This window comes from Nocardia speluncae NBRC 108251 (assembly GCF_001613245.1).
Classification (GTDB): domain Bacteria; phylum Actinomycetota; class Actinomycetes; order Mycobacteriales; family Mycobacteriaceae; genus Nocardia; species Nocardia speluncae.
The window spans coordinates 114,872-139,761 of the sequence record NZ_BDBZ01000033.1; the positions used below are offsets into that span (position 1 = coordinate 114,872).

The 24,890-nt window shown below is 67.4% G+C and carries 21 protein-coding genes; 9 read left to right on the forward strand and 12 right to left on the reverse strand.

Annotated elements, in window-relative coordinates; translation table 11 throughout:
* Positions 1 to 48: 48 nt before the first annotated feature.
* Positions 49 to 795 carry an esterase/lipase family protein gene (locus NS6_RS24120; protein WP_084471361.1) on the reverse strand — a complete coding sequence of 249 codons (747 nt, stop codon included), beginning with the start codon at positions 793 to 795 and terminating at the stop codon, positions 49 to 51.
* Positions 796 to 1,339: 544 nt separating this feature from the next.
* Between NS6_RS24120 and NS6_RS24125 the strand changes: the two genes are divergently transcribed.
* Together NS6_RS24125 and NS6_RS24130 are read left to right on the forward strand one after the other, a co-directional pair.
* Complete coding sequence (locus tag NS6_RS24125) at positions 1,340 to 2,617, forward strand: lipase family protein (RefSeq protein WP_068045892.1); 1,278 nt, start codon at positions 1,340 to 1,342, stop codon at positions 2,615 to 2,617.
* 97 nt (positions 2,618 to 2,714) lie between these two features.
* Complete coding sequence (locus NS6_RS24130; RefSeq protein WP_210747239.1) at positions 2,715 to 3,947, forward strand: alkane 1-monooxygenase; 1,233 nt, start codon at positions 2,715 to 2,717, stop codon at positions 3,945 to 3,947.
* Here the strand turns inward: NS6_RS24130 and NS6_RS24135 are convergent.
* The 11 genes from NS6_RS24135 to NS6_RS24185 all read right to left on the reverse strand — a co-directional run bounded on the left by NS6_RS24135 (position 3,877) and on the right by NS6_RS24185 (position 15,733).
* Positions 3,877 to 4,359, reverse strand: a complete 483-nt coding sequence (locus NS6_RS24135; RefSeq protein ID WP_068045682.1) for a hypothetical protein — start codon at positions 4,357 to 4,359, stop codon at positions 3,877 to 3,879. The genes NS6_RS24130 and NS6_RS24135 overlap by 71 nt on opposite strands.
* Positions 4,356 to 5,630, reverse strand: a complete 1,275-nt coding sequence (locus NS6_RS24140) for a DUF58 domain-containing protein (RefSeq protein ID WP_068045685.1) — start codon at positions 5,628 to 5,630, stop codon at positions 4,356 to 4,358. Before NS6_RS24140 ends, NS6_RS24135 begins: the two co-directional genes overlap by 4 nt.
* A complete protein-coding gene (locus NS6_RS24145; protein WP_068045688.1) occupies positions 5,627 to 6,589 on the reverse strand; it encodes an AAA family ATPase in 963 nt (320 codons plus the stop codon). The genes NS6_RS24140 and NS6_RS24145 overlap by 4 nt, the downstream gene beginning before the upstream one ends.
* Before the next feature lie 28 nt (positions 6,590 to 6,617).
* Complete coding sequence (locus NS6_RS24150) at positions 6,618 to 7,112, reverse strand: hypothetical protein (RefSeq protein WP_068045691.1); 495 nt, start codon at positions 7,110 to 7,112, stop codon at positions 6,618 to 6,620.
* Entirely contained in the window at positions 7,112 to 8,131 is a 1,020-nt protein-coding gene (locus tag NS6_RS24155; RefSeq protein WP_068045694.1) for a DUF4129 domain-containing protein, read from the reverse strand. The genes NS6_RS24150 and NS6_RS24155 overlap by 1 nt, the downstream gene beginning before the upstream one ends.
* 514 nt (positions 8,132 to 8,645) lie before the next feature.
* The gene (locus NS6_RS24160; protein WP_084471374.1) at positions 8,646 to 9,839 is read right to left on the reverse strand and encodes a lipid-transfer protein; all 1,194 of its coding nucleotides are present in this window, start codon (positions 9,837 to 9,839) and stop codon (positions 8,646 to 8,648) included.
* A 55-nt stretch (positions 9,840 to 9,894) separates the two neighbouring features.
* On the reverse strand, positions 9,895 to 10,323 hold the full coding sequence (locus NS6_RS24165) for a MaoC family dehydratase (protein WP_068045697.1): 429 nt from the start codon (positions 10,321 to 10,323) through the stop codon (positions 9,895 to 9,897).
* Positions 10,320 to 11,207 carry a bifunctional MaoC family dehydratase N-terminal/OB-fold nucleic acid binding domain-containing protein gene (locus tag NS6_RS24170; RefSeq protein ID WP_068045899.1) on the reverse strand — a complete coding sequence of 296 codons (888 nt, stop codon included), beginning with the start codon at positions 11,205 to 11,207 and terminating at the stop codon, positions 10,320 to 10,322. The genes NS6_RS24165 and NS6_RS24170 overlap by 4 nt, the downstream gene beginning before the upstream one ends.
* A 103-nt stretch (positions 11,208 to 11,310) precedes the next feature.
* Positions 11,311 to 12,480 carry an acyl-CoA dehydrogenase family protein gene (locus NS6_RS24175; protein WP_068045699.1) on the reverse strand — a complete coding sequence of 390 codons (1,170 nt, stop codon included), beginning with the start codon at positions 12,478 to 12,480 and terminating at the stop codon, positions 11,311 to 11,313.
* Positions 12,465 to 13,529 carry an acyl-CoA dehydrogenase family protein gene (locus NS6_RS24180; RefSeq protein ID WP_068045701.1) on the reverse strand — a complete coding sequence of 355 codons (1,065 nt, stop codon included), beginning with the start codon at positions 13,527 to 13,529 and terminating at the stop codon, positions 12,465 to 12,467. Before NS6_RS24180 ends, NS6_RS24175 begins: the two co-directional genes overlap by 16 nt.
* Before the next feature lie 26 nt (positions 13,530 to 13,555).
* On the reverse strand, positions 13,556 to 15,733 hold the full coding sequence (locus NS6_RS24185) for an acyl-CoA dehydrogenase family protein (protein ID WP_068045704.1): 2,178 nt from the start codon (positions 15,731 to 15,733) through the stop codon (positions 13,556 to 13,558).
* A gap of 131 nt (positions 15,734 to 15,864) precedes the next feature.
* On the opposite strand from NS6_RS24185, the gene kstR reads away from it, so the two are divergent.
* From kstR to NS6_RS24220, 7 genes are all read left to right on the forward strand, one after another.
* Positions 15,865 to 16,509 (forward strand): cholesterol catabolism transcriptional regulator KstR, encoded by a 645-nt coding sequence (kstR, locus tag NS6_RS24190; RefSeq protein WP_068045707.1) that lies wholly within the window; start codon positions 15,865 to 15,867, stop codon positions 16,507 to 16,509.
* Between the two features lie 175 nt (positions 16,510 to 16,684).
* The gene (gene otsB, locus NS6_RS24195) at positions 16,685 to 19,237 is read left to right on the forward strand and encodes a trehalose-phosphatase (RefSeq protein ID WP_068045710.1); all 2,553 of its coding nucleotides are present in this window, start codon (positions 16,685 to 16,687) and stop codon (positions 19,235 to 19,237) included.
* 225 nt (positions 19,238 to 19,462) lie between these two features.
* Positions 19,463 to 20,353, forward strand: coding sequence for a metal ABC transporter solute-binding protein, Zn/Mn family (locus NS6_RS24200; RefSeq protein ID WP_068045712.1), 891 nt, complete (start codon positions 19,463 to 19,465; stop codon positions 20,351 to 20,353).
* Between the two features lie 33 nt (positions 20,354 to 20,386).
* Positions 20,387 to 21,430, forward strand: a complete 1,044-nt coding sequence (locus NS6_RS24205) for a metal ABC transporter ATP-binding protein (RefSeq protein WP_084471364.1) — start codon at positions 20,387 to 20,389, stop codon at positions 21,428 to 21,430.
* Positions 21,431 to 22,330: a metal ABC transporter permease gene (locus NS6_RS24210; protein WP_068045715.1), complete on the forward strand. Its 900-nt coding sequence runs from the start codon at positions 21,431 to 21,433 to the stop codon at positions 22,328 to 22,330. It begins immediately after the preceding gene.
* Positions 22,331 to 22,858: 528 nt separating this feature from the next.
* A complete protein-coding gene (locus tag NS6_RS24215) occupies positions 22,859 to 24,028 on the forward strand; it encodes an acyl-CoA dehydrogenase family protein (protein WP_068045718.1) in 1,170 nt (389 codons plus the stop codon).
* A gap of 51 nt (positions 24,029 to 24,079) precedes the next feature.
* The gene (locus NS6_RS24220) at positions 24,080 to 24,889 is read left to right on the forward strand and encodes an enoyl-CoA hydratase/isomerase family protein (RefSeq protein ID WP_068045721.1); all 810 of its coding nucleotides are present in this window, start codon (positions 24,080 to 24,082) and stop codon (positions 24,887 to 24,889) included.
* Position 24,890 lies beyond the last annotated feature (1 nt).

Genomic DNA, 24,890 nt, shown 5'->3' on the forward strand with positions numbered 1-24,890 from the left:
ATCAGCTGATCGCCCCCGGACGGCGCGATCCACTGGATCCCCGTATTGCTACGGGCAGCCGGTGGCGAGCGGGCCCCCGCGCAGCGCCGAAACGATCAGCTCCTGGAACGCGCCGTCGCGTGGTTCGTCGCGGTGGATCACATGCCGGCCCGGACAGAACGCCTGCACACTCGCATTGATCGCGCCCGGCAGCGGTTCACGTTCGGGGCCTTCGTCCTCGGAGAACAAGTGGTAGGCAACGAGTCCCGGCGGGACCGCGGGCGGTTCGTTCAGCGCACGCAGAAACGGGGATTCCGGCGCGATATCGCGGCATCCCGGCCAGAACAAGGAGCAGAGAAAGCCGAGCGACTGGCCCGAATTCGGGGTGCCGAAATCGACATAGGTGCCGATCGATTCGCCGCCGCGCAGGAACTTGACGTAGTGCCGGGCGGCGAGCCCACCCATCGAATGCGCGGCCACGTCGACCCGCGCCGCGCCGGTCTCCCGCCGGATCTCGTCCACGGCCTGCGCGACCGCGCCCGCTGATTCGGCGATGGGGGCCGAGCCCGTCGGCGCACCCGAGAGGGACGGCACAGCAGGAAGAACGATGGAATACGCCGAATATCCCCACCCGTCCAAAGCCTCGCGCAGCTTCTCCAGGATCCCATGGTCGGCATCGAATCCGCCGATCACCAACACGGGATTCGGTGCGGCGGGGCCGGGTTGGGCGAACGCGGCCGGACCGGCCGTCGAACCGAGCCCCAGGCAGACAAATATCAATCCGATTCGAACGACCAGCGCGAGAAGGGTTTTCATCGACCTGCTTTCCTGAGCCGTACGCCGACGATCTGCGGAAACCGAAACTGCGAAGCCAACGATCATGGATGCTAATGCGGCGATACCGAAGTCGTGGGAGGCGCGGCGGTGCTACGAATGCCTACCACCGCCCGCACCGGTACCACTTCTCCGAGTGCCGGGAACGAGTCCGGGCACGGCGCAACAGTGCGAGCGCGCACGCCCTGGAGGCACCCCACCGACAGGAAGCCGATCGAATCGCGCCGTGGTGGCAGAGCAGACCGGCGGCGCCGAACGCGTCGATTCTCGGCTGCTGGCTTTCGGCCGCGTCGGCCGAACCGGGACCGAACAGTAACCAGGGCGGAGCCGGGTCTCGGATTCTTCGGCGACACGACGTGCATATGTGCCAGTTTCCGCGCTCGACCAGCAATACTCGCAACTCGATCTAGAACTATTGAGTCGAAGCGCCACGTTTGCTGCTAGGAGCCCTTGGTGTTGCGCTCGCGTCCATGGCGCGTTTCGGTTCGATAGCTGCCGGGATGTGCCGTACGCAGGAGGGATCGCAATGAAGAGCGGGAAGCGCGCATGGATCGCAGTACTGTCGGGAACTCTGATGGTCGCCGGGGCCGCGGCGGGCGCACCATCCGCCTGGACACAACCGGCGCTATCGCAGTCGCCGGCAGCCGGGGGCGAGATTTTCCGTACCGAAGTATCGCAAGTGGCCTTCTCGGTACCCGGTCTGCCCGGAACGACGCCGGTGCGGTCGACGCGCCTCACCTACGCCAGCAGCGATACCCATGATGCGCCGACCACGGTGGTGGGCACGTACCTGGAGCCGACCGCGCCGTGGCGCGGCCCCGGCGAACGTCCGTTGGTGGCATATGCGGGCGGCACCCAGGGGCAAGGCCCCGAATGCGCGCCGTCGGCGATGGTGTCGCAGGTGGTCCGATTCCAGCCGCCGGTCGATGTGGTCTTCGAATACGACGTCATGGCGATCCAATACCTGCTGGCCCAGGGGATGGCGGTGGTGATGACCGACTATCACGACCTCGCCGCGCCGGGTATCCACAATTTCCTCAATCGCAAGACCCAGGGCTACGCGGTACTGGATTCCGCGCGTGCAGCGTTGCGTCTGCCGGGCAGTGGCCTCCACCCCGGCTCGCCGGTCATGCTCTACGGCTACTCGCAGGGCGGGATGGCCGCCGCGGCCGCGGCGGAACTGAAACCGGCCTATGCCCCGGAGTTGAATGTGCACGGCGCCTATGTGGGCGGGCCCCCGGTCGGCCCCGCGGAATATATCGCGCGCAGCGATGGCCTACCCGGCGTCGCGCCGGCCATCGCGTGGATCCTCAACGGTATCGCCGCCGACTACCCCGATACCCGGCCGGTGCTCGATGCCGTCCTCAACGACACCGGTAAGGCTATCCTGCACGAATCGATCGGCAAATGCGGCGGCGGTCTCTCCAACACCGTCACTCAGCCGCCGCAGACGTCCCGCTGGACCACCAGCGGACAGCCGATCACGGCCGTGATCGAAAGCTCCCCGGAATTGAAGAAGGCATTCGATGAGCAGCGGCTCGGCGGGTCCGCTCCCGAGGTGCCGGTGCGTATCTACGCGGCGCGCAACGACGAGATGTTCCCGGCCGTCCGCGGTATCGCCGCGAGTTGGTGTGGTGGCGGTACGGCCGTTCAGCTGGAGGCCGACGGTGCCGTGCCTCCCGTAGGCGGATTCCTGAGCACACACGATTTGGCGTTCTTCCCCTCGATGACCACCTCGCTGCCGTGGGTGACCGATCGCCTCGCAGGTGCGCCCGCCCCGGTGAACTGCGCGGCGCTGCCGTGAGACGGTGAAGACCAAACCGGTTCCGGTACTCCGGCGCCGCGATCAGACGGCAGAATTGCCACGATCCCGCGGCGCCGGTTGGTCGCGGGCGCGTGATCTGGCGATTCTCAGACGGGCGAACGCGCGCGACCCCAAACGCTATCTGTGGATCCTGAGTACCGTGGCGCCCGGTTGCGCGCTACTTCCGGCGCTACTGGTCGACCTCACGGGGCTGGCGTTGTTCTGGTGGATCGGTCCGATCGTGGTGTTCGTGCTGATACCGATCCTGGACGTCACGCTGGGCTGCGATGGCAGCAGCCCACGAGACGAGGACTACGAGGCACTGTCCAACGATCGCTATTACCGCTGGTGCACGTTTCTCTTCCTGCCGATCCAGTTCACCGGCCTGGCCATTGCGGGATACATGTGGGCCCGCCCTGAACTACAGCTCATCGACAAACTGGGCCTGACCGTCACGATGGGAGTCGTTTCCGGCATCGGCATCAACGCCGCCCACGAACTCGGCCACCGGGCCGAACATCTCGAACGGCGGTTGGCGCAGATCGCACTGGCACAGTCCGGATACGGTCATTTCATCGTCGAACACAACCGCGGCCACCATGTCCGTGTCGCCACACCCGGCGATCCGGCGAGCGCACGGTTCGGCGAGTCGTTGTGGACGTTCATTCCGCGCAGTGCGGGGGGCGGTTTCCGATCGGCGCTCACGCTGGAACGGGAGCGCCTGTCCCGCAAGGGGAAAAAATGGTTGAGCCGCGATAATCAGCTGCTACAGGCATGGTCGATGAGCGTCGCATTGTTCGGCTCGATGATTCTCGTCTTCGGGCCCGGCATCATCCCCTTCCTGGTGCTGCAAGCCGTGATCGGCATCGGCTTGCTCGAGACCGTGAACTATCTCGAACACTATGGATTGCTCCGAACGCGCCGCCCCGACGGCCGATACGAGCGATGCTCACCACGCCACAGCTGGAACAGCGACCGCCTGGTCACCAACGTCTTCCTGCTCCATTTGCAACGCCACAGCGACCACCACGCCAACCCCGGCCGTCGCTACCAGACGCTGCGCAGCTCGCAGGAAGCGCCCCAGCTGCCGTTCGGTTACGCCACCATGGTCCTGCTCGCCGCCGTCCCGCCGCTGTGGCGCGCGGTAATGGATCCCAGGCTCCTCGACCACTACGGCGGCGACATCACACTCGTCAACAGGAAACCCCGTAGAAGATTCTGCCGAATCCGGCCGGCGCACACAGCTGCCACGGCCCGGGTCAGCCCGGCCCTGACCGGCCGGCGCCCGACGCGGGCGCGGAATCCGATTTCGCAGGACGCCGGCGGGTAGCGGTGATGCTGTAGGTGAGAATCGAGGACAGCAGGATCACCAGAACCGGTGCGGCCACCGGCGACCACGCCAGTTCGATGGGTAGCGCGGCCGCGGCGGCCGCGGCGCCGGTCCAGACGACGGCGCCGATCACCGAGGGCAGCGTCGTCGGGACCACACCCCGCGGGGCCGTGACGGTGGCGATGTTCAGCAGGTAGGTCGTGGAGACCAGGCCCGCGGCGGCGGCTGCGATCAGCCCGGCATCGGACAGTCCCAGCACCCCGATCACCAGCAGCACCGCGCCGACGGCCGCCAGACGCCACCACCAGCCGGTGATCACCAGGACGATCGCGGCCGGGGCCGCCCACGGCTGGATCAACGCGACCGATAGCACCAGCAGGATTCCGGAGAGGTGGGCGAGGAATTTGGTCATCGGCGTACCCGCATCATCCGCCGGCGCCGGGGTAGCAGACGCATGGTCTGGTCGAGCCGGGTGTCGGCGGCCCAGCCGACGATATCGACGCCGACCGTACTCATATCGCGGTACATCGACATCCGCTCGAGCTGCCACATCTTCTCCATGGTGGGGTCGAGGTCGCCGGCGAACGGGCTGCCGCGCAGCACATCCACCGCCACCACCACGTGACCGCGTTTGCGCAGGTCGATGAGTGCGAGCGCGAACTGGGTGTCCAGCAGCGTGGAAAACGCGACGACGACCGCGCCGGGCGGCACCGCGGCCCACGGCGCGAGGGTGCCGGTGGTGGGGATGTGCTCGTCGCCGACGTCGAGGACGGTGTCGACGATCCGGTAGAACTGGCGGCGGCCGATATCGGGGCGCAGCCAGCGCGGCGACCGGCCGAGACAGACCACGGCAGTGCGGTCACCGGCCTGCAGCGTGGACTGCACCACCTGCGCGGCACCGCGCACCGATAGTTCGAGGGCATCGCTGGCCGGGCCGGGTGCCTGCTGGGAGGTGTCGACCAGGACGACCACGTCGGCGGAGCGGTTGGTCAGGCGCTCGGTCACGTACAGCCGGCCGCGGCGGGCACTCACCGGCCAGTTCACGATGCGGAGCTGATCACCGGGGGCGTAGGCCCGGATATCGGCGTACTCCACGCCGGGCCCGTGCCGGCGGGTCAGGTGCACGCCGAGACGTTCGGGCAGTTCGGTGCGGGGCAGCGGAATTCGCTGCGGGTCTGTGACGGGGTAGACGAAGATTTCACCGGCGGGCAGGGTTGCGGTGGCCAGCGCCATCCCGGCGGGGCTCAATGCCTTCACCCGCACCGAGATCGGATAGCGGCCCCACCGCTGCGCCGAAACCGTCAACCGCAACCCGGCGGGTGCCGTCCCGGAATCCGACGATTCGTCGACGGTGACCGTCATCCCGTCGGTGATCACCGGTGTGCAGCGCAGCAGGGCGTGTCCCTGGTCGACGAACGCGGCGATGGTGACCGTGACCTGCTCGCCCTCGAAACACCGCTGGGTGCCGCCACCGTCCACCTGGATGCGGGTGCGCGAGACCTGCCACGGCGCGCCGGCCAGCACCCCGAGCATGGGCGCGGCGAAAACCGCCAGCTGCCAGCTGGCCGAGATCACCGCGCCGAACAGTGCGACCGCCGACGCGATGGCGAGCAGATACGTCAGCGGGGCGGGGCGCCAGCGCAGCCTCGTCTCCACGGTCGCGGTGTCGTCGCGGTGTCTCATGGGGTGGCGGCGCGCGGAACCGGGAGGCGGCGCAGGAGTTCGCCGATCACATCCTCGCCGCGGATCCGGCGCACCCACATTTCCGGCCGCAGGGTGATGCGATGCGCCATGGCAGGTACGGCGAGGGCTTTCACATCTTCGGGGATGACGTAGTCGCGGCCGTTCAGCAGCGCACGGGCGCGCGCCATCTGCACCAGATCCAGTTCCGAGCGCGGGCTGGCACCCACTTCCACCTGTGCATGCCCGCGGGTCGCCGAAGCCAGCGCCACCACATAACCCACCACATCCGGGTGCACGGAGACGAATTCGACCGCGTGGCGCATTTCCAGCAGCCCCTTCGCGTCCACCACCTGTTGCACCCGCGGCTGCACCGCACCGCGTTCCAGCCTGCGCCGGATCATCTCGGTTTCGTCGAGTTCGGAGAGGTAACCGAGGCGCAATTGAATGGCGAAACGGTCCAGCTGAGCTTCCGGCAGCGGGTAGGTGCCCTCGTACTCGATGGGGTTGTCGGTGGCGAGCACCACGAAAGGCTGCGGCAGCGGGAAGGTTTCGCCGTCGATGCTCACCTGTCCCTCGGCCATCGCCTCCAGCAGTGCGGCCTGGGTTTTCGGTGGGGTGCGGTTCACCTCGTCGGCGAGCAGCATATGGGTGAACACCGGGCCCCGCCGGAAGGTGAAGCGGCCGGTGGACATGTCGTAGATGGTGGAGCCGAGCAGATCGGCGGGCAGCAGGTCGGGAGTGAACTGCACCCGGGTGAAATCCAGGCCGAGAGCCGCCGCGAACGAGCGGGCGATCAATGTTTTGCCCAGGCCGGGCAGGTCCTCGATGAGCACATGCCCACCGGCCAGGATCGCGATCATGATGAGCTGTAACTCGTCACGTTTACCGACCACGACCCGGGAAACCTCCCGGAGCACGGCTTCGGTGCGTTGGACAGTCGCGTCCAGGGGCATCGTCATGTCTCTACTCGCAATGTGTCGACCCATCTCACATTCTTTGAAGGCGGCTCAGGATCTCGTCCAGAGCCGCGCGACCCGGCGCGGGCGTGTTCTGGTCACGCAACGCCGAATCCGCCGGATCCACCCAGCACCACAATTCGGCACCGAAAAGATGGATACCGGCACTTTCCAGCGCCCGCCGGTTCTTGCTGACCCGCAATCCGGCGGACAATTGGAACTCCTTGGCCAGCAGCGGGCGCAGATGCCGATCCCAATCGGCACGGTTTCCGTCGGCGCGGTCGACAAGCATTTCGGCGCGGGCATGCCAGTGGCGCAGCATTTCGGCGGGCCCGTTTTCCATCTCGTCGACGAGTTCCTTCTCTTTCTTCTCCGGGCGTAACAGCACCCAGACGAAGCAGCACAGCGCGATTGCCACCGGCACGCCGGCGGCGATCAGCATGAACTCGCGGGCCCGCAGATAAGCCACGATCTCGACAACGGCGACGGCAAGGATCGCAGTCGCCACTATCCATGGACGGGTCATCAGGCCACCGTCCCGCCGGGCAGATATGTCACTTGATCGGGCAATTCCGCATGGGATGCGCCGGGTATCTGCGTGCTCTGAAGATCGGAGAGCACCACGCGCAACAACTGCTCGGCACGCATCCGCTGCCATTCCAGCATCGCGTGCGGGCTGAATCTGGCTTCCTCGAACAATGCGACCAGCTCGCGGGCAGAGGCGTCGTGCAGGGCTCCGTGCTCGAAGGCTCGGGCCAGCACCTCCATGGGAGTATCGGAGGCCAGCGGCGCGGCGGCACGGGCGTGGACGAGCCCGCGTTCCACCGCCAGATAGCAGGCGATGATCGCGGTACGCGGGTCCTGGCCGGGAGCGTTCATCGCGGCCAGCCCCATCTCGGCAGCCTTGACCAAGGACAGGGTTTCCGCACGCAACTGCTCGTCGGTGACGCCCGCGGCCTCCTCGGATTCGGTTCTGCGTTCCCGGCGCTGCGTGTTCACGGTGACGACCACCAGACCTGTCACCGCTACCGCCACCAAAGTCGCGGCGGCGGCGCTGGCCAGGATCAGGCCGGTGCCGGTGAGGACCGGCTCGTCCTCTTCCATTCCGGGCGGCACAGCAGGCCGGGCGGGCTGTTCGGAACGCTGTTCCGGTGCCGCCGGAATCTGCTCGCCGGGGCGCTGGAACCCGATGAAATAGACGGCGAAAACAATCGACGCCAGCACTCCGGCAACAGCCAGCGCGAACAGCACGATCACCCCGAAACGACCGAGCCGCCAGGTCTGTTCGGATTCGTCGGCATCCAGGTCGGGCATGGCCAACGGCAGCCGGTGCTGACTGGCGATGACCCCGGCCAGCAACACCACGATCGAGACGGTGAGCAGGACGGGCATGAGGACGACCGATAGCACCGCGGATGCGCCCCCGGCGTTCTCCGCCGGATTTTGCGGCATCCCCGGAATATGTCCGCGCAGCGCGACAACAGCGCAGAACAGCAGCGCGAACACCGCCACAATGCGCGCGATCAGCGCCCGCGACCCGGCCAAAACCTCGACTCCACCATGTGTACCGCCAAGAACTGCCACATATTTACATGCCCGACGGCCGGTCCGGGAGCGATTCGAGAATATAAATCGACGAGTTTTCCATCTTTACCAGCCCCTTGCCGGCAAACCTGATGCATATTGCGTAATCGACAGTTATATCTTGTTCCCGACTGTGAAAACTCACAAGTATGCCGGTACACCGGGAACAGACCCGCGAAACGCCCGGCGAAGGGGCCCGACTCGGCCGATGCGGAATCGTGCGGTCGTGCCGGCGGGCCGGCATCGCGCGTCCATCAGGATTGACGAAAAGCACGCCCCGGCGCGGCCTCGGCACGCGGGCGCCCCGGGCCGCTACCGACGCGCGCACGACACGAGCACAGTCGCCCAGGGCGCCATCCGGAGCAGGTCAGCAGCTCGCTGTGCCGCGACGGGCCCGCAAACTCTGCGGACCACGTCGCAGGCGGCACCCGACCGAACCGCGATACGGCTCGGCTCGGGCCCGCCCGGTAGCGGCTCAGGCGGCGTGGTCGGCGCTGAGCACCAATCCCGAGGTCGGCACCCCGGTACCGGCGGTGACCAGTACGTTCTCCACCTTTTCGACCTGGTTCACCGAGGTTCCGCGCAATTGCCGAACCCCTTCGGCGATACCGTTCATCCCGTGGATATACGCCTCACCCAATTGTCCGCCATGGGTGTTGATCGGTAGTTTTCCACCGATTTCGATTGCCCCGCCGGCAATGAAATCCTTCGCCTCACCACGCCCGCAGAAACCCAGCTCCTCCAGCTGCATGAGCACAAATGGAGTGAAGTGGTCGTACAGAATTGCGGTCTGGATATCGTCGGGGCGTAAACCGCTCTGTTGCCACAGCTGGTCACCGACCAGCCCCATTTCCGGAAGCCCGGTGAGCGCATCGCGGTAATAGCTGGTCATCACGTACTGGTCGGCCCCGCTGCCCTGTGCGGCGGCGGTGATCACGGCAGCCGGGTTGGGCAGGTCCCGGGCCCGTTCCGCACTGGTCACCACGATCGCGACCCCGCCGTCGGATTCCTGGCAGCAGTCCAGCAGGTGTAGCGGTTCGGCGATCCAGCGCGACTTCTGGTGGTCTTCGAGGGTGATCGGCTTGTTGTAGAAGAAGGCGTTCGGGTTCACCGCGGCGTGTTTGCGGTCGGCGACGGCGACCCGCCCGAAGTCGGCGCTCGTCGCGCCGTAGACGTGCATATATCGGCGCGCCACCATGGCGACCTGCGCGGCAGGGGTTCCCAGACCGTGCGGATACGACCAGCCCGCGTCGATCCCGGACGAGGTCGGCGCCGCGGCCAGCGAGCTGGAGAACTGCCCGAATCGCGATACCGAACGTTCGTTGAACGCCCGGTAGGCCACCACCACATCCGCGACACCGGTGGCCACCGCCATCGCCGCCTGCTGCACGGTGGCGCAGGCCGCGCCGCCGCCGTAACCGATATGGCTGAAGAACTTCAGCTGCGGAATACCCGTTGCCCGCGCGACCGCGACCTGCAGGTTCGTATCCATCGTGAAGGTGGTCAGGCCGTCGACATCGGCCGGGGTGAGTCCGGCGTCGGCGAGCGCGGCGGTCACCGCTTCCGCGGCCAGCCGCAGTTCGCTACGGCCGGATTCCTTGGAGAAATCGGTGGCGCCGATACCCGCGATGGCGGCCCGGCCGGACAGTGGATGATCTGAGTTGCTCACGCGTTCCTCGTTCCGCGGGCCGCTGCCGCCCTCGCTACGCCTGTATTCCGCTCGCTCATGCCGTCCCCCCGCCACACCGCGCGATATCGATAACTGCCTTCGCGACGATGTGATCGCCGAGGCTGTCCTTGCCCACGATCTCGAGCTGCACTTCGGAGCCCTCGACGGCCGTCACCTTTCCGGTGAGTGTGAGGGTGTCGTAGGCGTAGAGCGGCACACCGAGTCGCAGCGAAATGGATTTCACCACCGTGCTCGGACCCGCCCAGTCGGTGACGAACCGCTGCACCAGACCGGTATCGGTGAGGATGTTGACGAAAATATCCTTCGAACCGCGCTCGATCGCCTTGTCCCGGTCGTGGTGCACATCCTGGAAATCCCGGGTGGCCAGGGCGGTGCTGATCACGAAGGTCGGGTCGGCGTGGATCGACAGTTCGGGCAGTTCGGTGCCCACCGCGACGGCCGCCGGGTCGAATGTTGTCGTCACGGGATCACCTTCCAGAACGGCAGCACCGTATCGTCGTCCAGTTTTTCGAAATCGGCGACGACGGCCAGTCCCACGTCGACCTTGCCGGGTTCGATACCGCGCAGTTCGCCCAGCATCCGCACCCCCTCCTCGAGTTCCACCAGCGCTACCACGAACGGCAGGTCGCGGCCGGGAACCTTGGGGGCGTGGTGCACTACGAAACTGAACACGGTGCCCTTGCCGGAGGCGACGACGTAGTCGACCGGTTCGGTCTTGTCCTGCCAGATCGCGGGAACGGGCGGGTGGCGCAGCGTGCCGTCGGGCAGCTTCTGGATGCGCAGCTCGCGGGCTTTCACCCCGTCCCAGAAGAATTCGGTGTCCTGAGAGACCAGCGGGCGGACGCGGTCGGCTGCCGACGGCTTCGGGGGCGCACCGGTACCGGGCGCGAATTTCAGGATGCGGAACAGCATTTCGGTGACGAGTTCGTCGCCGACGTACCAGCTGGTGCGGTAGGTGAGGAAGAACCCTTCGCCCAGCCCGGTCTTCTTCGGGCCCACGATACTGTCCAGCGCGCTGGTGATGTTCACCTCTTCGCCGGGCCGCAGGTAGCGGTGGTAGATCTGTTCGCAGTTGGTGCCGACCACGGAGGTGTAGCCCGCGGAATCGAGCAGGGCGTTGGTGGCTTCCATGGGATCGTCGGCCGGGCGGCTGCCGCCCAGCCCCAGCATGGTCCACACCTGGGCCATGGCCGGCGGAGCGACGATCCCGTCGAACCCGGCCGCCGCGGCGGCGGCCTCGTCGACGTACACCGGGTTGGTATCGCCCAGGGCCTCCACCCAGTTGTTGATCATCGGCTGGTTCACCGGGTCACGGCCGAGCCTGGGCGCGCTGGCGCCGGCCGCCATGATCTTCTCCGCGGCCGCGGTGATCTCTTCCGGCGTACTGATATCCGGCAAGGAACTGCTCCTTAGGGATAGAGGGTGGGGCACGGGATCCGGCCGAACCCGGTCAACGTGGGACCCGGGGCAGTTTCAGGCCCGCGGAGGCGACGAGTTCGCGCATGACCTCGTTGACGCCGCCGCCGAAGGTCACCACCAGGTTCTGTTTGGTGCGCCGGTCCAGCCAGCCCAGCAGTTCCGCGGTGGCCGGATCGGCCGGATCGCCGAAACGACCCACGACCTCTTCGGCCAGCCGGCCGGCTTCCTGCAGCGATTCCGTGGAGAAGATCTTGGTTGCCGAAGCATCCGCGATGACCTGCGACTGATCGGTGTTGGGATCCTCTGCGGTGGCCGCCACCTGCCAGTTCAGCAGTTCGTTGAGCCGGGTCATGGCGTGGATGCGGCCCAGCGCGCGCTGCGCCTCGGGTTCGTCGAGGATCGCCCGCGGCTTCGCCCAATCGCGGACCTTGTCGTAGAGCTGTTCGATCTTGCCGGACGGCCCCAGGCTCACCCGCTCGTGGTTGAGCTGGGTGGTGATCAACCGCCAGCCCTTGTTCTCCTCGCCCACCAGCATGCTCGCCGGAACCCGGACATCGTCGAAGTAGGTGGCGTTGGTGTGGTGTGCGCCGTCGGCGGTGATGATCGGGGTCCAGGAATAGCCCGGATCCGTGGTATCGGCGATCAGAATGGTGATCCCGCGATGCCGCGATTCCACCGAACCGGTGCGGCAGGCCAGCCAGATGTAATCGGCCTCGTGCGCGCCGGTGGTGAAGATCTTCTGGCCGTTGACGACCCAGTCGCCGGAATCGTCGGTGACCGCGCTCGTCCGCAGCGCGGCGAGATCGGTGCCGGCTTCCGGCTCGGAGTATCCGATGGCGAAATGGATATCGCCGGAGAGGATTCCGGGCAGGAACTTGTCTTTCTGCTCCTGCGTGCCGAACTGCTGCAGTGTCGGGCCGACGGTCAGCAGGGTGACCAGCGGCAGCGGGACATCGGCGCGGGACGCCTCGTTGTAGAAGATCTGCTGTTCGACCGGGCCGTACCCGTGCCCGCCGTACTCCTTCGGCCAGCCGACACCGAGCCAGCCGTCGTGGCCCATCCGGCGGACCACGGCGCGGTAGGCGTCGCCGTGCCGGTTGACCGACATCGCGGCGGCCTCTTCCGGGGTGACGAGATCGGCGAAATAGGCGCGCAGATCGTCACGTAGTTTGCGTTGTTCGCTGGTCAGATCGATGAACACCCTGCCCCCAATCGTTCGAGCCGCAGTGCGGCGCCGCCCAGCCAGCGGGCGAGGTCCTTGGACTGTGAGTAGTAGCGATGCATGGAGTGGGTGACATCCACTCCGATACCGCCGTGCAGGTGATGACATTTCTGCATGGCGCGCGGCAATTCCGCGGCCACGGTATAGGCCAGCACGTTCAGATCATCGTCGATCCGCTGCTGCTGTTCGGGGCTCGGATCGTTGCGCCCCAGCGCCCAGTTCGCGGAAACCGCCGCGACGTGCAGGGTACGCGAGACCACATACAGGTCCGCGATCTGCTGAGCGACCGCCTGGAACTCCGCCAGCGGCCGGTTGAACTGCTGCCGGGTGCCCACATGCGCGGCAGTCAGTTTCACCGCGCCCGAGAGCAGGCCGTCGGCGACGGCGCCGATGGTGGCGAGTACGACCCGGTGCAGCCGCGGGCCGGCATCGGCCAGCAACCGGTCGGCCGGGATCTCCACCGCGTCGAGTTTCACCGAGAACTCGGGGAGCCCGCCGGATACCGAGGACGGCGCGCACGACACGCCCGCTGCCTTCGCATCGACGATGGCGACCCCGGAATCCGTGGTGACCAGGAGCCAGCGGGCCTGATCCGCGCACGGCACCGCCACCTTGTATCCGGTGATCCGCACCGTATCGCCGAAGGCTTCGGCTTTGGTGGTGGGCTCGGTGGTCAACGGCGCACCGGGCTCGCTGATGGCGGCGGTGAGCACCGCCCCCTCGGCGACCGCCGGGAACACCTCCGCCGCCACATTTTCGGGTACCGCGCCCAGCAGCGTCAGGACACCGAACCCCAGAGTGGGCAGGGCAGGTGCGGCCACCGCGTCGGTGGCCAGTTCGGTCAGCAGCACCGATACCGCGTCGATACCCATGTCGTCGCCACCGAACCGCTCCGGTAGCGCTACCGACAGCAGTCCGGTCGCGGCCAGTTCGGGCCACAGCGCGCTGTCGCGCGCTGCCTGTCGCTCGAGGAGTCCGACGACGACCTCGGCCACCGCCTCCTGAGCTTCGTCTCGGGTGAAGTCCACGTTCTGCTCTCCAGTCGTCGCACGAACTAGCCGGCCGCGTCGCGGGGCAAGCCCAAGATCCGCTCGGCGGCCACGGTCAACAGGATCTGCTCGGTTCCGCCCGCAATCGACAGACAGCGGGTGAGCAGGAATTCCGAGGTGTCCTCGGTCGTTCGCGCACCGGCCGGGCCGGCCACCTGTACCGCGAACTCGGCGACCGCCTGCCGGTGCCGAACGCCCACCAGTTTGCGCACACTGCTCTGTGCGCTCGGGTCGGCGCCGGCCAGGATCCGCACCGCCGCACGCTGTTCCAGCAGCAATCCGGCGATCGCGTCGGCAACGAAACCACCCAGCCGGTCGTTGATCAGTTCCGACCCCCGCCCGGTGGCCGGCAGTTTGGTGATCAGTTCCTCCAGCGCGGGACCGATCCCGTTACCGCTCATGGCGACCCGCTCCGCCGACAGCGTGGAGCGGGCGATCTTCCAGCCGTTGCCCAGCGCGCCGACCACACAGTCGTCCGGTACGAACACCTCGTCGAGGAACACTTCGCTGAACCGTGCCTCGCCGGTGATCTGTACCAGTGGCCGGATATCGATCCCGGCACTGCGCATATCCACCAGGAAGTAGCTGATGCCCTTGTGTTTCGGTGCGGCCGGATCGGTGCGGGCCAGGCAGATCGCCCAGTTCGCTTCCTTCGCCAGCGAGGTCCACACCTTCTGGCCGCGCAGGATCCAGCCACCGTCGGTGCGTTCGGCGCTCGTGCGCAGCGCGGCGAGGTCGGAACCGGCGCCGGGTTCGCTGAACAGCTGACACCAGACCACCTCACCGCGCAGGGTCGGCCAGGCGAAACGTTCGATCTGCTCGGGTGTTCCGTGCTGCAGCAGGGTCGGGATCGCCCAGCCCCCGATGGTCAGATCGGGCACCGTCAGACCCGCGCGGCGCAGCTCCTCGGAGATCACCAGGCCGGTCATCGGGTCGGCCGCGCGGCCGTAGGGCTCGGGCCAGTGCGCCATGATCAGGCCGGCTTCGGCCAGTGCGGTGCGCTGTTCGCCGGCCGGCAGAGCGGCGATCCGGGCCACTTCGGTGGCGAGTTCGCCGGTATCGGCGCCGGTATCGGTTCCGCCCACGGCGGCCGCATCGGCGAAGACCCGGTCGGCGCCCGTGGTGCGCCGCTGCCCGGCGCGGGTCAGTTCCGTGACCCGGCTACGCCAGTACGATTCGCCGCCGAGCAACTGGCGCAGCGCCACCGCCCGGCGGAGGTACAGGTGCGCGTCGTGCTCCCAGGTGAACCCGATACCACCGAGCACCTGGATGCAGTCCTTGGCGGTTTCCACCGCGGCGTCGAGACTGATGGTCGCGGCGATCGCGGCGGCGATGGGCAGTTCGGCGGCGCCGGTGTCCACGGCTGCCGCGGCGTCGGCCGCGACCGCCCGGATCAGTTCGGTCCGGCACAGCATCCACGCGCAGATATGTTTCACGGCCTGGAACGAACCGATACTGCGACCGAACTGCTCACGGACCTTCGCGTATTCGACGGCGGTGGACAGGCACCAGCCGGTCACTCCCGCGAGTTCGGCCACGGCCAGCGCGACCAGCAGGTCTTCGACGGCGTAGGCGGGCGCGAACAGCGCCGCGGCATCCACCCGCGCATCGGTACAGCGGACCCGGGCCAGCGGAGTCGCCAGGTCGAGCGATTCCAGCGGCTCCAGTTGCAGCCCGGCCGTATCCGGCGGCAGCAGGCACCAGCGCCGGCCGTCCGGGGTGTCGACCGGCAGCAGCACCGCGGTACCGGATTCGGCGCCGAGCACCGTTTCCCAGGTACCGCTCAGCAGGCTCCCGTCACCATCCGGCCGTAGCTCCGGCGCCGACGCCGGCTCGGCTTTGTCGGCGACCACCGTATCCAGCGCGATCCCGCAGGGTTGTTCCTCCGGTAGTGCGCCGGCGGTCACGTAGCCGGCCGCCGCCGTGGTCAGCACCGGGCCGCCGACCATATCGTGCGCCGCCTGCTCGAGGAACACGGCCAGATCGGTCACCGATCCGCCCGCGCCGCCCGCCTCCTCGGCCACCGCTACTCGGAAGATTCCGAGCTCGGTCAGCGTTGGCCAGTACGAACGCCAGAAGCCAGTGGTCTGGGCCCGCATTGTTGCAATCGGTTGGGCCGCCGCGGCCCACCCGTTCATCGACTGTTGAACGGCTTTATGCTCGTCAGTGGTGGCGATGGTCACAGTCCATCCCGCCTTTCCGGCGTGACTCCCACACCTAGAACATGTTCTAATATCCACGGCGGGCGGAAGTCAAGGCACGATCCCACCGGCCGCGCTCGCGCTCGACCACGTCACGGAAAGGACGCCCGTCCATGGCCAGCCCCTCCCGTCCCCGGCCCGGCGATTCGGATGCGTCCTCGAGCACACCCGTCACCACGCTGCGGGAGGACGAACTGAGCTCGACGGCTCAGCGGGAGCGGCGCAAGCGGATCCTGGACGCCACCCTGGCCCTGGCCTCGAAGGGCGGCTACGACGCGGTGCAGATGCGGGCTGTCGCCGAACGCGCCGATGTCGCGGTGGGCACCCTGTACCGATATTTTCCGTCCAAGGTACATCTACTGGTCTCGGCCCTGGCCCGGGAATTCGAGCAGTTCGAGGGCAAGCGCAAACCGCTCGCCGGCAAAACGCCGGAGGAGCGGATGCATATGCTGCTCTCCCAGATCACCCGCATGATGCAGCGCGACCCGCTGCTCACCGAAGCGATGACCCGCGCGTTCATGTTCGCCGACGCCTCGGCGGCCGCCGAGGTGGACCGGGTCGGCAAAGTGATGGACCGGGTGTTCGCACGTGCCATGAACGACGGCGACCCTACCGAACGCCAGCTCGCCATCGCCCGCGTGATCAGCGATGTGTGGCTGTCGAATCTGGTCGCCTGGCTCACTCGCCGAGCATCGGCGACCGACGTCTCCGAACGCCTGGAGTTGACCGTCGACCTGCTGCTCGGCAGCCGTACCTGACCGAACGAGCCTGCCTCGGGCCACGACCGCCGGGCCCGCCCCGGCAGCTACGATGATCCGTGTGGGCTTCGCAGGCAGCCGCCCGCACTTCCCGCCGAATCGGACGGGCGCTGACGACACAGTATTGTCATGCGCGCCCCCTCTTAACGAAAACTCCGATCAATAGGTTGGATGCGTGAGCGCACAGGATCTGCCACTGGAACTCCGCCGAGCGCTGGCGACAGTCGCGCGCGTGCCTCGGCTACTGGTCGCATCGGACTACGACGGGACCCTCGCGCCCATCGTCTCCGATCCGGCCAAGGCCTACCCGCACGGTGAGTCCGTCCGGGCATTACGCGCGCTGGCCGGGCTCACCGGCACCACGGCCGCGGTCATCTCCGGCCGCGCCCTACGCGACCTCGCCGCACTGTCTCGACTGCCGGTAGAAGTGCAGTTGATCGGCAGCCACGGCTCGGAATTCGACGTAGGTTTCGTCCATGCCATCGACAACGACGCCAGACAGTTGCTTCGGGAAGTGGTCACGGCCCTGAGCAAGATCGCCGCGGCGAATACCGGCGCCTCCGTCGAGGTCAAACCGGCCAGTGTCGCGCTGCATGTGCGCAACGCGGCACCCGAGGTGGGGCGCCGCGCGCTCAACCAGGCCCGGCAGGGTCCGGCGTCGTGGGTCGGCGTGCAGGTGACCGAAGGTAAAGCCGTGATCGAACTCGCGGTGGTCCCCACCGACAAGGGTTCCGCGCTGAGTACCGTGCGGCATCAGGAAAGCGCCTCCGCCGCGGTGTTCTTCGGTGACGATGTCACCGATGAGAAAGCCTTCCGGGTCCTGGCCGGTCCCGATATCGGCATCAAGGTCGGCGATGGCGAATCGCTGGCCAAGTATCGAGTGGACAGCACCGAAGCGGTCTCGCATGCCCTCGCCTACCTGCTGGAGGAACGCCGGACCTGGCTGGCCGGCGCCAGCGCGCCGCCGATCGAACGCCTGAGCATGCTCGCCAGCCCGCGTTCGGTGGCATTACTCACCCCGGACGCCACAGTGACCTGGTTCTGCCATCCCGAACCGGATTCCGCGGCGGTATTCGCGCATCTGCTCGGCGGACTCGATGCCGGCCATTTCTCGATCACCCCGCAACGGCCGGGCCTACCGCTCTCGCAGCGGTACATCGATAGCACCATGACGGTGGAGACCCGCTGGGCGAAACTGTCGGTCGTCGACTATCTCCCGCACGACGTGGACCCGGATCGCACCGACCTCACCCGGGTGATCACCGGCACCACCTCGGCCCAGGTGACCTTCGCGCCGCGGCCCGAATTCGGCCAGGTGCCGGTCTCCATCGAGGTGGAACGCGACGGACTGCGGGTATGGGGAACCAACGACCCGGTGGTACTGCGCTCCCCCGGGGTCGCTTGGGAGATCCACAGCGATGGTGTGCACGATTCGGCCACCGCGGTTGTCGACCCGTCACAGGGGCCGGTGATCCTGGAACTGCGCTGCGGTTCGAAGGATCTCGGCCCGGCCGCGACCAGCGAACCGGAACGCCGCCGGATAGCGGAACTCTACTGGTCGGAATGGGCACGCACGCTGGACCTGCCGGCGCTCAAACCCGACCTGATGAAGCGTTCCGCACTCACCCTGCGCGGTCTGGTGCATGCCCCGTCCGGTTCCATCCTGGCGGCGGCCACCACCTCGCTGCCCGAGGATATCGGCGGCGTACGCAACTGGGATTACCGCTACTGCTGGTTGCGTGACGCCGCGTTGACTGCGAGCGCACTGGTCTCGCTGGGTTCCGTAGGCGAAGCCGAGCAATACCTGGATTGGGTGCATCGTGTACTGGAAACCCTGCCCGGTCCCGAGCGGTTGCACCCGCTGTACACCATCTACGGCGAAACATTGCCCCCGGAAGCGGTGATCGATCAGCTGCCCGGCTACGCCGGATCGCGTCCGGTCCGGGTCGGCAACGCGGCGAATATGCAGGTTCAGCTGGACGTCTTCGGCCCCATCGTGGACCTGATCACCAGCCTCGCCCACGCCCGGGAGAAACAGGGCATCACCGATCCCCGCAAGGTGCTGCCCGACGCAGATTGGGAACTGGTACACGCCATGGTGTCGGCGGTGCAGCGGCGGTGGACCGAGCCCGACCACGGCATCTGGGAGATCCGCGGCAATCCCCGCCACCACGTGTACTCGAAGGTGATGGGCTGGCTCACGGTGGACCGCGCGCTCACCCTCGCCGAGAAGTTCGACCGCCCCGTCGACGCCGACTGGCTGCCGCTGCGCGAAACCATCGCCGACGAGGTGAAGGCCAAGGGCTGGAACGACGAGGTCCAGTCCTACACCGCCGCCTACGACGGCATCGACCTCGACGCGGCGACCCTGCATATCGGGCTCAGCGGCCTGATCGATCCCGCCGACCCCCGGTTCGCGGCGACGGTTGTGGCCACCGAGGCCGAATTGCGCAGCGGTTCCACCGTCTACCGGTACCACCACGACGACGGGCTGCCCGGCGGCGAAGGCGGGTTCCACCTGTGCGCGGCTTGGCTCGTGGAGGCCTATCTGCTGATCGGTAAACGGTCCGACGCCGAAGCACTGTTCGCGCAACTCGTGGACGTGGCGGGTCCGACGGGGCTGCTCAGCGAGGAGTACGACCCGGTCGCCGAGCGGTCCCTCGGTAATCATCCCCAGGCGTACAGCCATCTGGGCCTGCTGCGCTGCGCCCAACTGCTCGGTGCCTGAGCGATAGGGACGTACTCGACCCAGAGCGACGGAACGAATTGCGCCGCTCTGGGTCGAGTGAGCCCAGCCGAGCCGCCCGGTGAAACGCGACGGGTGGGGTCGGGTGCGGGTAGACGCACCGCCGAACGCGACCGTTAGACACTGGACGGTCGGTTCAGAAGACCTCCCGTCCCCTGCTAAAGTAAAACGGAAACGATTTCCATTAAACTTTTTGGTAGGTACGCCGTGTCTCTGAAATCTGCTCGTAGCGCCTTACTACTCACCGTCGGTGTGGCGACGGCCGCGGCACTCACCGCCTGCGGTGACACCGGCAACGATTCGGGCAAACCACAGGTGGTTGTGTCAACCAATGTATGGGCTGATATTGCGAGCGCGGTAGCCGGGCCGGACGCGGAAGTTTCGGCGATCATCTCCGATCCTGCCGCCGACCCGCATTCCCACGAAACCTCCGCGGCCGAATCCGCGCAGATCAGCGACGCCGATCTGGTGGTGTACAACGGCGGCCACTACGACGAATTCATGGCGAAGGCGATCGAGGGCCGCGGACAGCGCGCCGTCGAAGCCGTCGCGACCCGCGACAGCACCATCGCGAACGATACGAACGAGCACGTCTGGTACGACATGGAGACCGTCGCACTGGTAGCCGAGGAGATCGGCACCGCACTCGGCGAACTCGACCCCGAGCACGCGCAGGGCTATACCGATCGCGCAGCAGAATTCACCGGCCGACTCGATGCGGTCACCACCCTCACCGACCGGACCGCCGGCGCGCACCCCGGTACGCCGGTGCTGCAGACCGAACCGCTGGCGTACTACCTGCTCCAGGACGCCGGTACCGTCGACCGGACACCGGGCGACTACCAGGAAGCAATCGAGCAGGAAACCGATCCCGCCCCGGCAGCCGTCGCCGCGACCCGCGACCTGATCAACGGCCGGCAGATCGAGGTACTGATCTACAACGTCCAGACCGAGGACAAAGTCAGCCAGGATCTGCGGGCGGCTGCCGACGCGGCCGGTATCCCGGTGGTCGAGGTTACCGAGACGCTGCCGCCGGGGCTGGATTTCGTGGCATGGCAGACCCGCAACGCCGAAGCGCTGGCCGATGCCATCGGCTGACCCCGGCCCGAGAGCGACGAACGGATACAACCGATGAGCGAAACCGCGTCGGCAAACGGTCGCGGGACACCATCCGCCGATACGGCGTTGCCCGCGGATACAAGCGGTATCGCGCCCGGCGCACAGAGTGCCGCGCAACCCGACAAGCCGAACTCACCCAACGGGCAGAGCGCCGTACCGGGCGCGCCCGCAAGCGCACCGCCGGCCGTCGCGCTCGAATCGGCGACCCTCGGTTTCGGCGACCGCATACTGTGGCGCGAACTGGACCTCAGCGTCGCCCGGGGCGAGTTCATCGCCGTGCTCGGACCCAACGGATCCGGTAAGACCTCCCTGCTCCGGGTGCTGCTCGGCCAATTGGGCCTGTCCGCCGGGCGGGCCCGCATCGGCGGTGCCTCACCGCGCGCCGGGCATCCCGATATCGGGTACATCCCGCAGCAGCGCACCATCGACGCCGGTGTGCAGTTGCGCGGCACCGACCTGGTCGGTCTCGGGGTGGACGGGCACCGCTGGGGTCTCGGGCTGGGCGGACGCGCCGAACGCCGCCGCAAGGTCGCCGCCGCGATCGCCGATGTCGGTGCCGAGAAATTCGCGCGCGCTCCATTGGAGAGCATGTCCGGCGGCGAGCAGCAGCGGCTGAGAGTGGCGCAGGCACTGGTCGGCGACCCGGCGGTACTGCTCTGCGACGAACCCCTACTCAGTCTCGACCTGGCCAGTCAGCAACTCGTCTCCGGCCTGATCGACCGGCGGCGCCGCGACCACGGAACCGCGGTGTTGTTCGTCACCCACGAAATCAACCCGATCCTGCCGCTGGTGGACCGGGTGCTCTACCTGGTCGACGGGAAGTTCCGGATCGGCACCCCGGACGAGGTGATGACCTCGGCGGTGCTGTCCGAGCTGTATCAGACCGATGTCGATGTGCTGCGCGTCCGCGGCCGGCTGGTCGTGGTCGGCACCGGCGACACCATGGATGCGCTCGGCACCGCCGGCGCCCACTGCCACGGCGACCCCGGCACCCCGCACACCCCCGACCCGGCAGGCACCGACCCCGGCCGGCAACCGCGACAGGCATACACCTAGATGGACAAACTCTCCGACGTACTGGCCGAGATCTTCGATCTGCAGACCACCGTTCACCTGCTCGGCTACGACTTCGTACAACAGGCCGTACTCGCCGCGGCACTGCTGGGCCTGCTCGCCGGAGCCATCGGGCCGCTGATCATCAGCCGGCAGATGTCGTTCGCCGTACACGGCACCAGCGAGCTCTCGCTCACCGGCGCCGCCGCCGCACTGCTCGTCGGCGCCGGGGTCGGCATCGGCGCGATCGCGGGCTCGGTGATCGCCGCGGTCCTCTTCGGCGTCCTCGGCACCCGGGCGCGGGAACGCGATTCGGTGATCGCGGTGGTGCTGTCGTTCGGTCTCGGCCTCTCCGTGCTGTTCCTGTGGCTGGGTCCCGAACGCGCGGGATCGAAGTTCTCGCTGCTCACCGGCCAGGTCGTCAGTGTCGGATTCAGCGGGCTGACCCTGCTGGCCACCTGCACCGCGGCGGTGCTGGCGGTTCTCGTCGTCGTCTACCGGCCGTTACTGTTCGCCAGTACCGACCCCGAGGTCGCGGTGGCCCGCGGGGTCCCGGTACGCGCCTTGTCGATCCTGTTCGCGGTGATGCTCGGGATCACCGCTGCCTTCGGCGTGCAGATCGTGGGTGCGCTCCTGGTCCTCGCGCTGCTCATCACACCGGCGGCCGCCGCGGCACAGCTCACCGCCGACCCGGTGCGAGCCACAGTGCTCGCGGTGATCTTCGCAGAGATCGCGGCGGTCGGCGGGATCCTGCTGTCGCTGGCGCCGGGGGCTCCGGTTTCTACGTTCGTCACGACGATCTCGTTCCTGATCTACTTGGTCTGCCGGGTGATCGGCGCCCGGCAGCGGTCATCACGCAGTCTCCGGAAACGTGGGGCGGAAGTCCGGGTAGCCCGGGTATAGAGGTTGGGCAGCTTGGGTGCGCTCGGCAATTGGGACGGCCGGTCGGAGCTTGGAGATGGTGAGCCTGTCGATGCTGCGCTCGGGGGGAACCTTCGGTGAAGGGGCGGGCTGTAATTTTGGAGACGCTCCGCGTCTCGAGGGTTGAGCCCTATTAACCCCTGGTCTTCACTCCTCCGCTCCTCCGCTTCGCTCCCCCGCTCCGTCGCTCCAGACCAGGGGCGGGCCCCACCCATGGAGGTGAACCATCCACAGAGGTGGGGTACGCGGGGTTGTGGGTTGTGCGGGGTTGTGGGGGTGTGGGGGTGTGCGCAAACACGGCTGAGCCGCTCGGCGCCGTCGACCTCGGCGACAAGAGGTCTCGATCGGTAGGCGGCGCCGGGTGGGCCTTTCCAGCCACTGACCACGAGGGAGACCAGGCGGTGGGTTGAGAGCGGGGCGCCACCCCGGCGCTGCGGGCAGGTGCCTTCAGTCGGGGTGGCAGGGGCTCGTATGCTCGTGCGCAACGCTCCCGGAACGAAGGGCACCCACATGATCGACTTCACGATTCCCGCCGGCCTGGCCGCCGAACGCGACCGGATCCGCCGGTTCGTCGCCGAGAAAATCGTGCCCTACGAACGCGACCCCCGGCTCACCTCGCACGGCCCCACCGACGAACTGCGCCAGGAGCTCGTGGCGCTGGCCCGCGCCGAGGATCTGCTCACCATCCAGGCGCCCACCGAGCTCGGCGGCCGCGGCCTCACTCATATCGAACAGTCCGTTCTCTACGAAGCGGCCGGATGGTCCACCCTCGGCCCGGTCGCGATGAACTGCGCGGCCCCCGACGAGGGCAATATGTTCCTGCTCTCGAAGATCGCCGACCCGGACCAGACCGAGCGCTACCTGAAACCGGTTATCGACGGCCACCAGCGGTCGGTCTTCGCCATGACCGAACCCGACGGCGCCGGATCCGACCCTGCACAGCTGTCCACCACCGCAACCTTCGACGGCGAGAACTTCACCATCGACGGCCGCAAATGGTTGATCACCGGCGCGAACGGCGCGAAAACCTGGATCATCATGGCCGCACTCGCCGAGAACCCGCACCTCCCGGCCGGCCCCACCCTCTTCCTCACCGACGGCGACCAGCCGGGCATCGTCATCGAACGCACCATGAACACCATGGACCGCAATTACGTGGCCGGACACTGCGTGGTTCGCTTCGACGGGCTCACGCTGCCGAAATCCGCCCTACTCGGCGAGGCGGGGCAGGCCCTGCGCTACGCCCAGTTGCGGTTGGCCCCGGCCCGGCTCACCCACTGCATGCGCTGGCTCGGCGCCGCCGAACGCGCCCAGAGCATCGCCATCGACCACGCCAAAACCCGCACGGCCTTCGGCAAAACCCTCGGTGAACATCAAGGCGTGTCCTTCATGATCGCCGATAACGAGATCGCGCTGCACCAGTGCCGGCTCACCATCTGGCATACCTGCTGGCTCATGGACCAGGGCGAAAAAGCCCGCCATGAGAGTTCGATGGCGAAATCTTTCGTCTCCGAGGAACTGTTCAAGGTCGCCGACCGCTGTGTCCAAATCCTCGGCGGTATCGGCGTCAGCGATGAAACGGTCGTCGAAATGATCTTCCGTGATATGCGCCCGTTCCGGCTCTACGACGGCCCCACCGAAGTCCACAAATACGCCATCAGCCGTAAAGTGCTGCGCTGATATTACGGCCCGAAACCCCGGGCGCGGCCGTCCACCAATACACTCCCCACCATGAGTTCGGAATTGCTCGTCGATGTCTCAGCGGGCATCGCCGTCCTCACCTTGAATCGGCCGGCCAAACAGAACGCGTTCAATCCCGCCATGACCGAAGCGCTCGGGGCGGCGTTGAAGCGGTGTGACGCCGAGGATGCGATCCGGGTAGTGGTCATCACCGGGACACCGCCGGCGTTCTGCGCGGGGGCAGATCTGTCCGACCGGGTAGGAGAGGTGAGCGCGAGTATCGATCCGCCCCCGTTCCAGGTCCGCAAACCGGTGATCGCGGCGGTCAACGGGCACGCAGTAGGCGTCGGCCTGGCGCTCGCGTTGCAATGCGATTTGCGATACCTGGCCGACGACGCGGTATATGCACTGAGCCAGGTGCGGCGCGGTGTACTCGCCGACGGCTACGCGCACTGGACACTGCCGCGGCTGGCCGGTCTCGCAAATGCCGCCGATATCCTGCTCACCGGCCGCACCTTCGACGGCGCCGAAGCCAAAGCGATGGGCCTGGCAAATGCCTGCCTGCCCGCGGTGGAGGTGCTGCCCACCGCGATGGCGGTTGCGCACGATATCGCGGGCGGTTCGGCGCCACTGAGCGCCGCTCTGTCGAAGCGCCTGCTCTGGGAGGGGGCCGGCCTGGAACCGGCGACGGTCGCCCAACTGGAGGCCGATCTGAACGATCACATTGCCGGCGGCCGGGATGCGGGTGAGGCGATGACAGCCTTCCGGGAACGCCGTCAGCCCACCTGGTCGGGCTCGATCAGTGAGGAATGGCCGACCTGGGGGCCCGGGAAATGGACCGGGCAGCAGAGCTTGGACTGAT

What these genes read in the sequence shown, in the direction of transcription:
- NS6_RS24120 (WP_084471361.1), bottom strand. Translation starts at nt 795, where the DNA reads ATGAAAACCCTTCTCGCGCTGGTCGTTCGAATCGGATTGATATTTGTC.
- NS6_RS24125 (WP_068045892.1), top strand. Translation starts at nt 1,340, where the DNA reads ATGAAGAGCGGGAAGCGCGCATGGATCGCAGTACTGTCGGGAACTCTG.
- NS6_RS24135 (WP_068045682.1), bottom strand. Translation starts at nt 4,359, where the DNA reads ATGACCAAATTCCTCGCCCACCTCTCCGGAATCCTGCTGGTGCTATCG.
- NS6_RS24140 (WP_068045685.1), bottom strand. Translation starts at nt 5,630, where the DNA reads ATGAGACACCGCGACGACACCGCGACCGTGGAGACGAGGCTGCGCTGG.
- NS6_RS24145 (WP_068045688.1), bottom strand. Translation starts at nt 6,589, where the DNA reads ATGACGATGCCCCTGGACGCGACTGTCCAACGCACCGAAGCCGTGCTC.
- NS6_RS24150 (WP_068045691.1), bottom strand. Translation starts at nt 7,112, where the DNA reads ATGACCCGTCCATGGATAGTGGCGACTGCGATCCTTGCCGTCGCCGTT.
- NS6_RS24170 (WP_068045899.1), bottom strand. Translation starts at nt 11,207, where the DNA reads ATGGCGGCCGGCGCCAGCGCGCCCAGGCTCGGCCGTGACCCGGTGAAC.
- kstR (WP_068045707.1), top strand. Translation starts at nt 15,865, where the DNA reads ATGGCCAGCCCCTCCCGTCCCCGGCCCGGCGATTCGGATGCGTCCTCG.
- NS6_RS24205 (WP_084471364.1), top strand. Translation starts at nt 20,387, where the DNA reads ATGAGCGAAACCGCGTCGGCAAACGGTCGCGGGACACCATCCGCCGAT.
- NS6_RS24210 (WP_068045715.1), top strand. Translation starts at nt 21,431, where the DNA reads ATGGACAAACTCTCCGACGTACTGGCCGAGATCTTCGATCTGCAGACC.
- NS6_RS24215 (WP_068045718.1), top strand. Translation starts at nt 22,859, where the DNA reads ATGATCGACTTCACGATTCCCGCCGGCCTGGCCGCCGAACGCGACCGG.
- NS6_RS24220 (WP_068045721.1), top strand. Translation starts at nt 24,080, where the DNA reads ATGAGTTCGGAATTGCTCGTCGATGTCTCAGCGGGCATCGCCGTCCTC.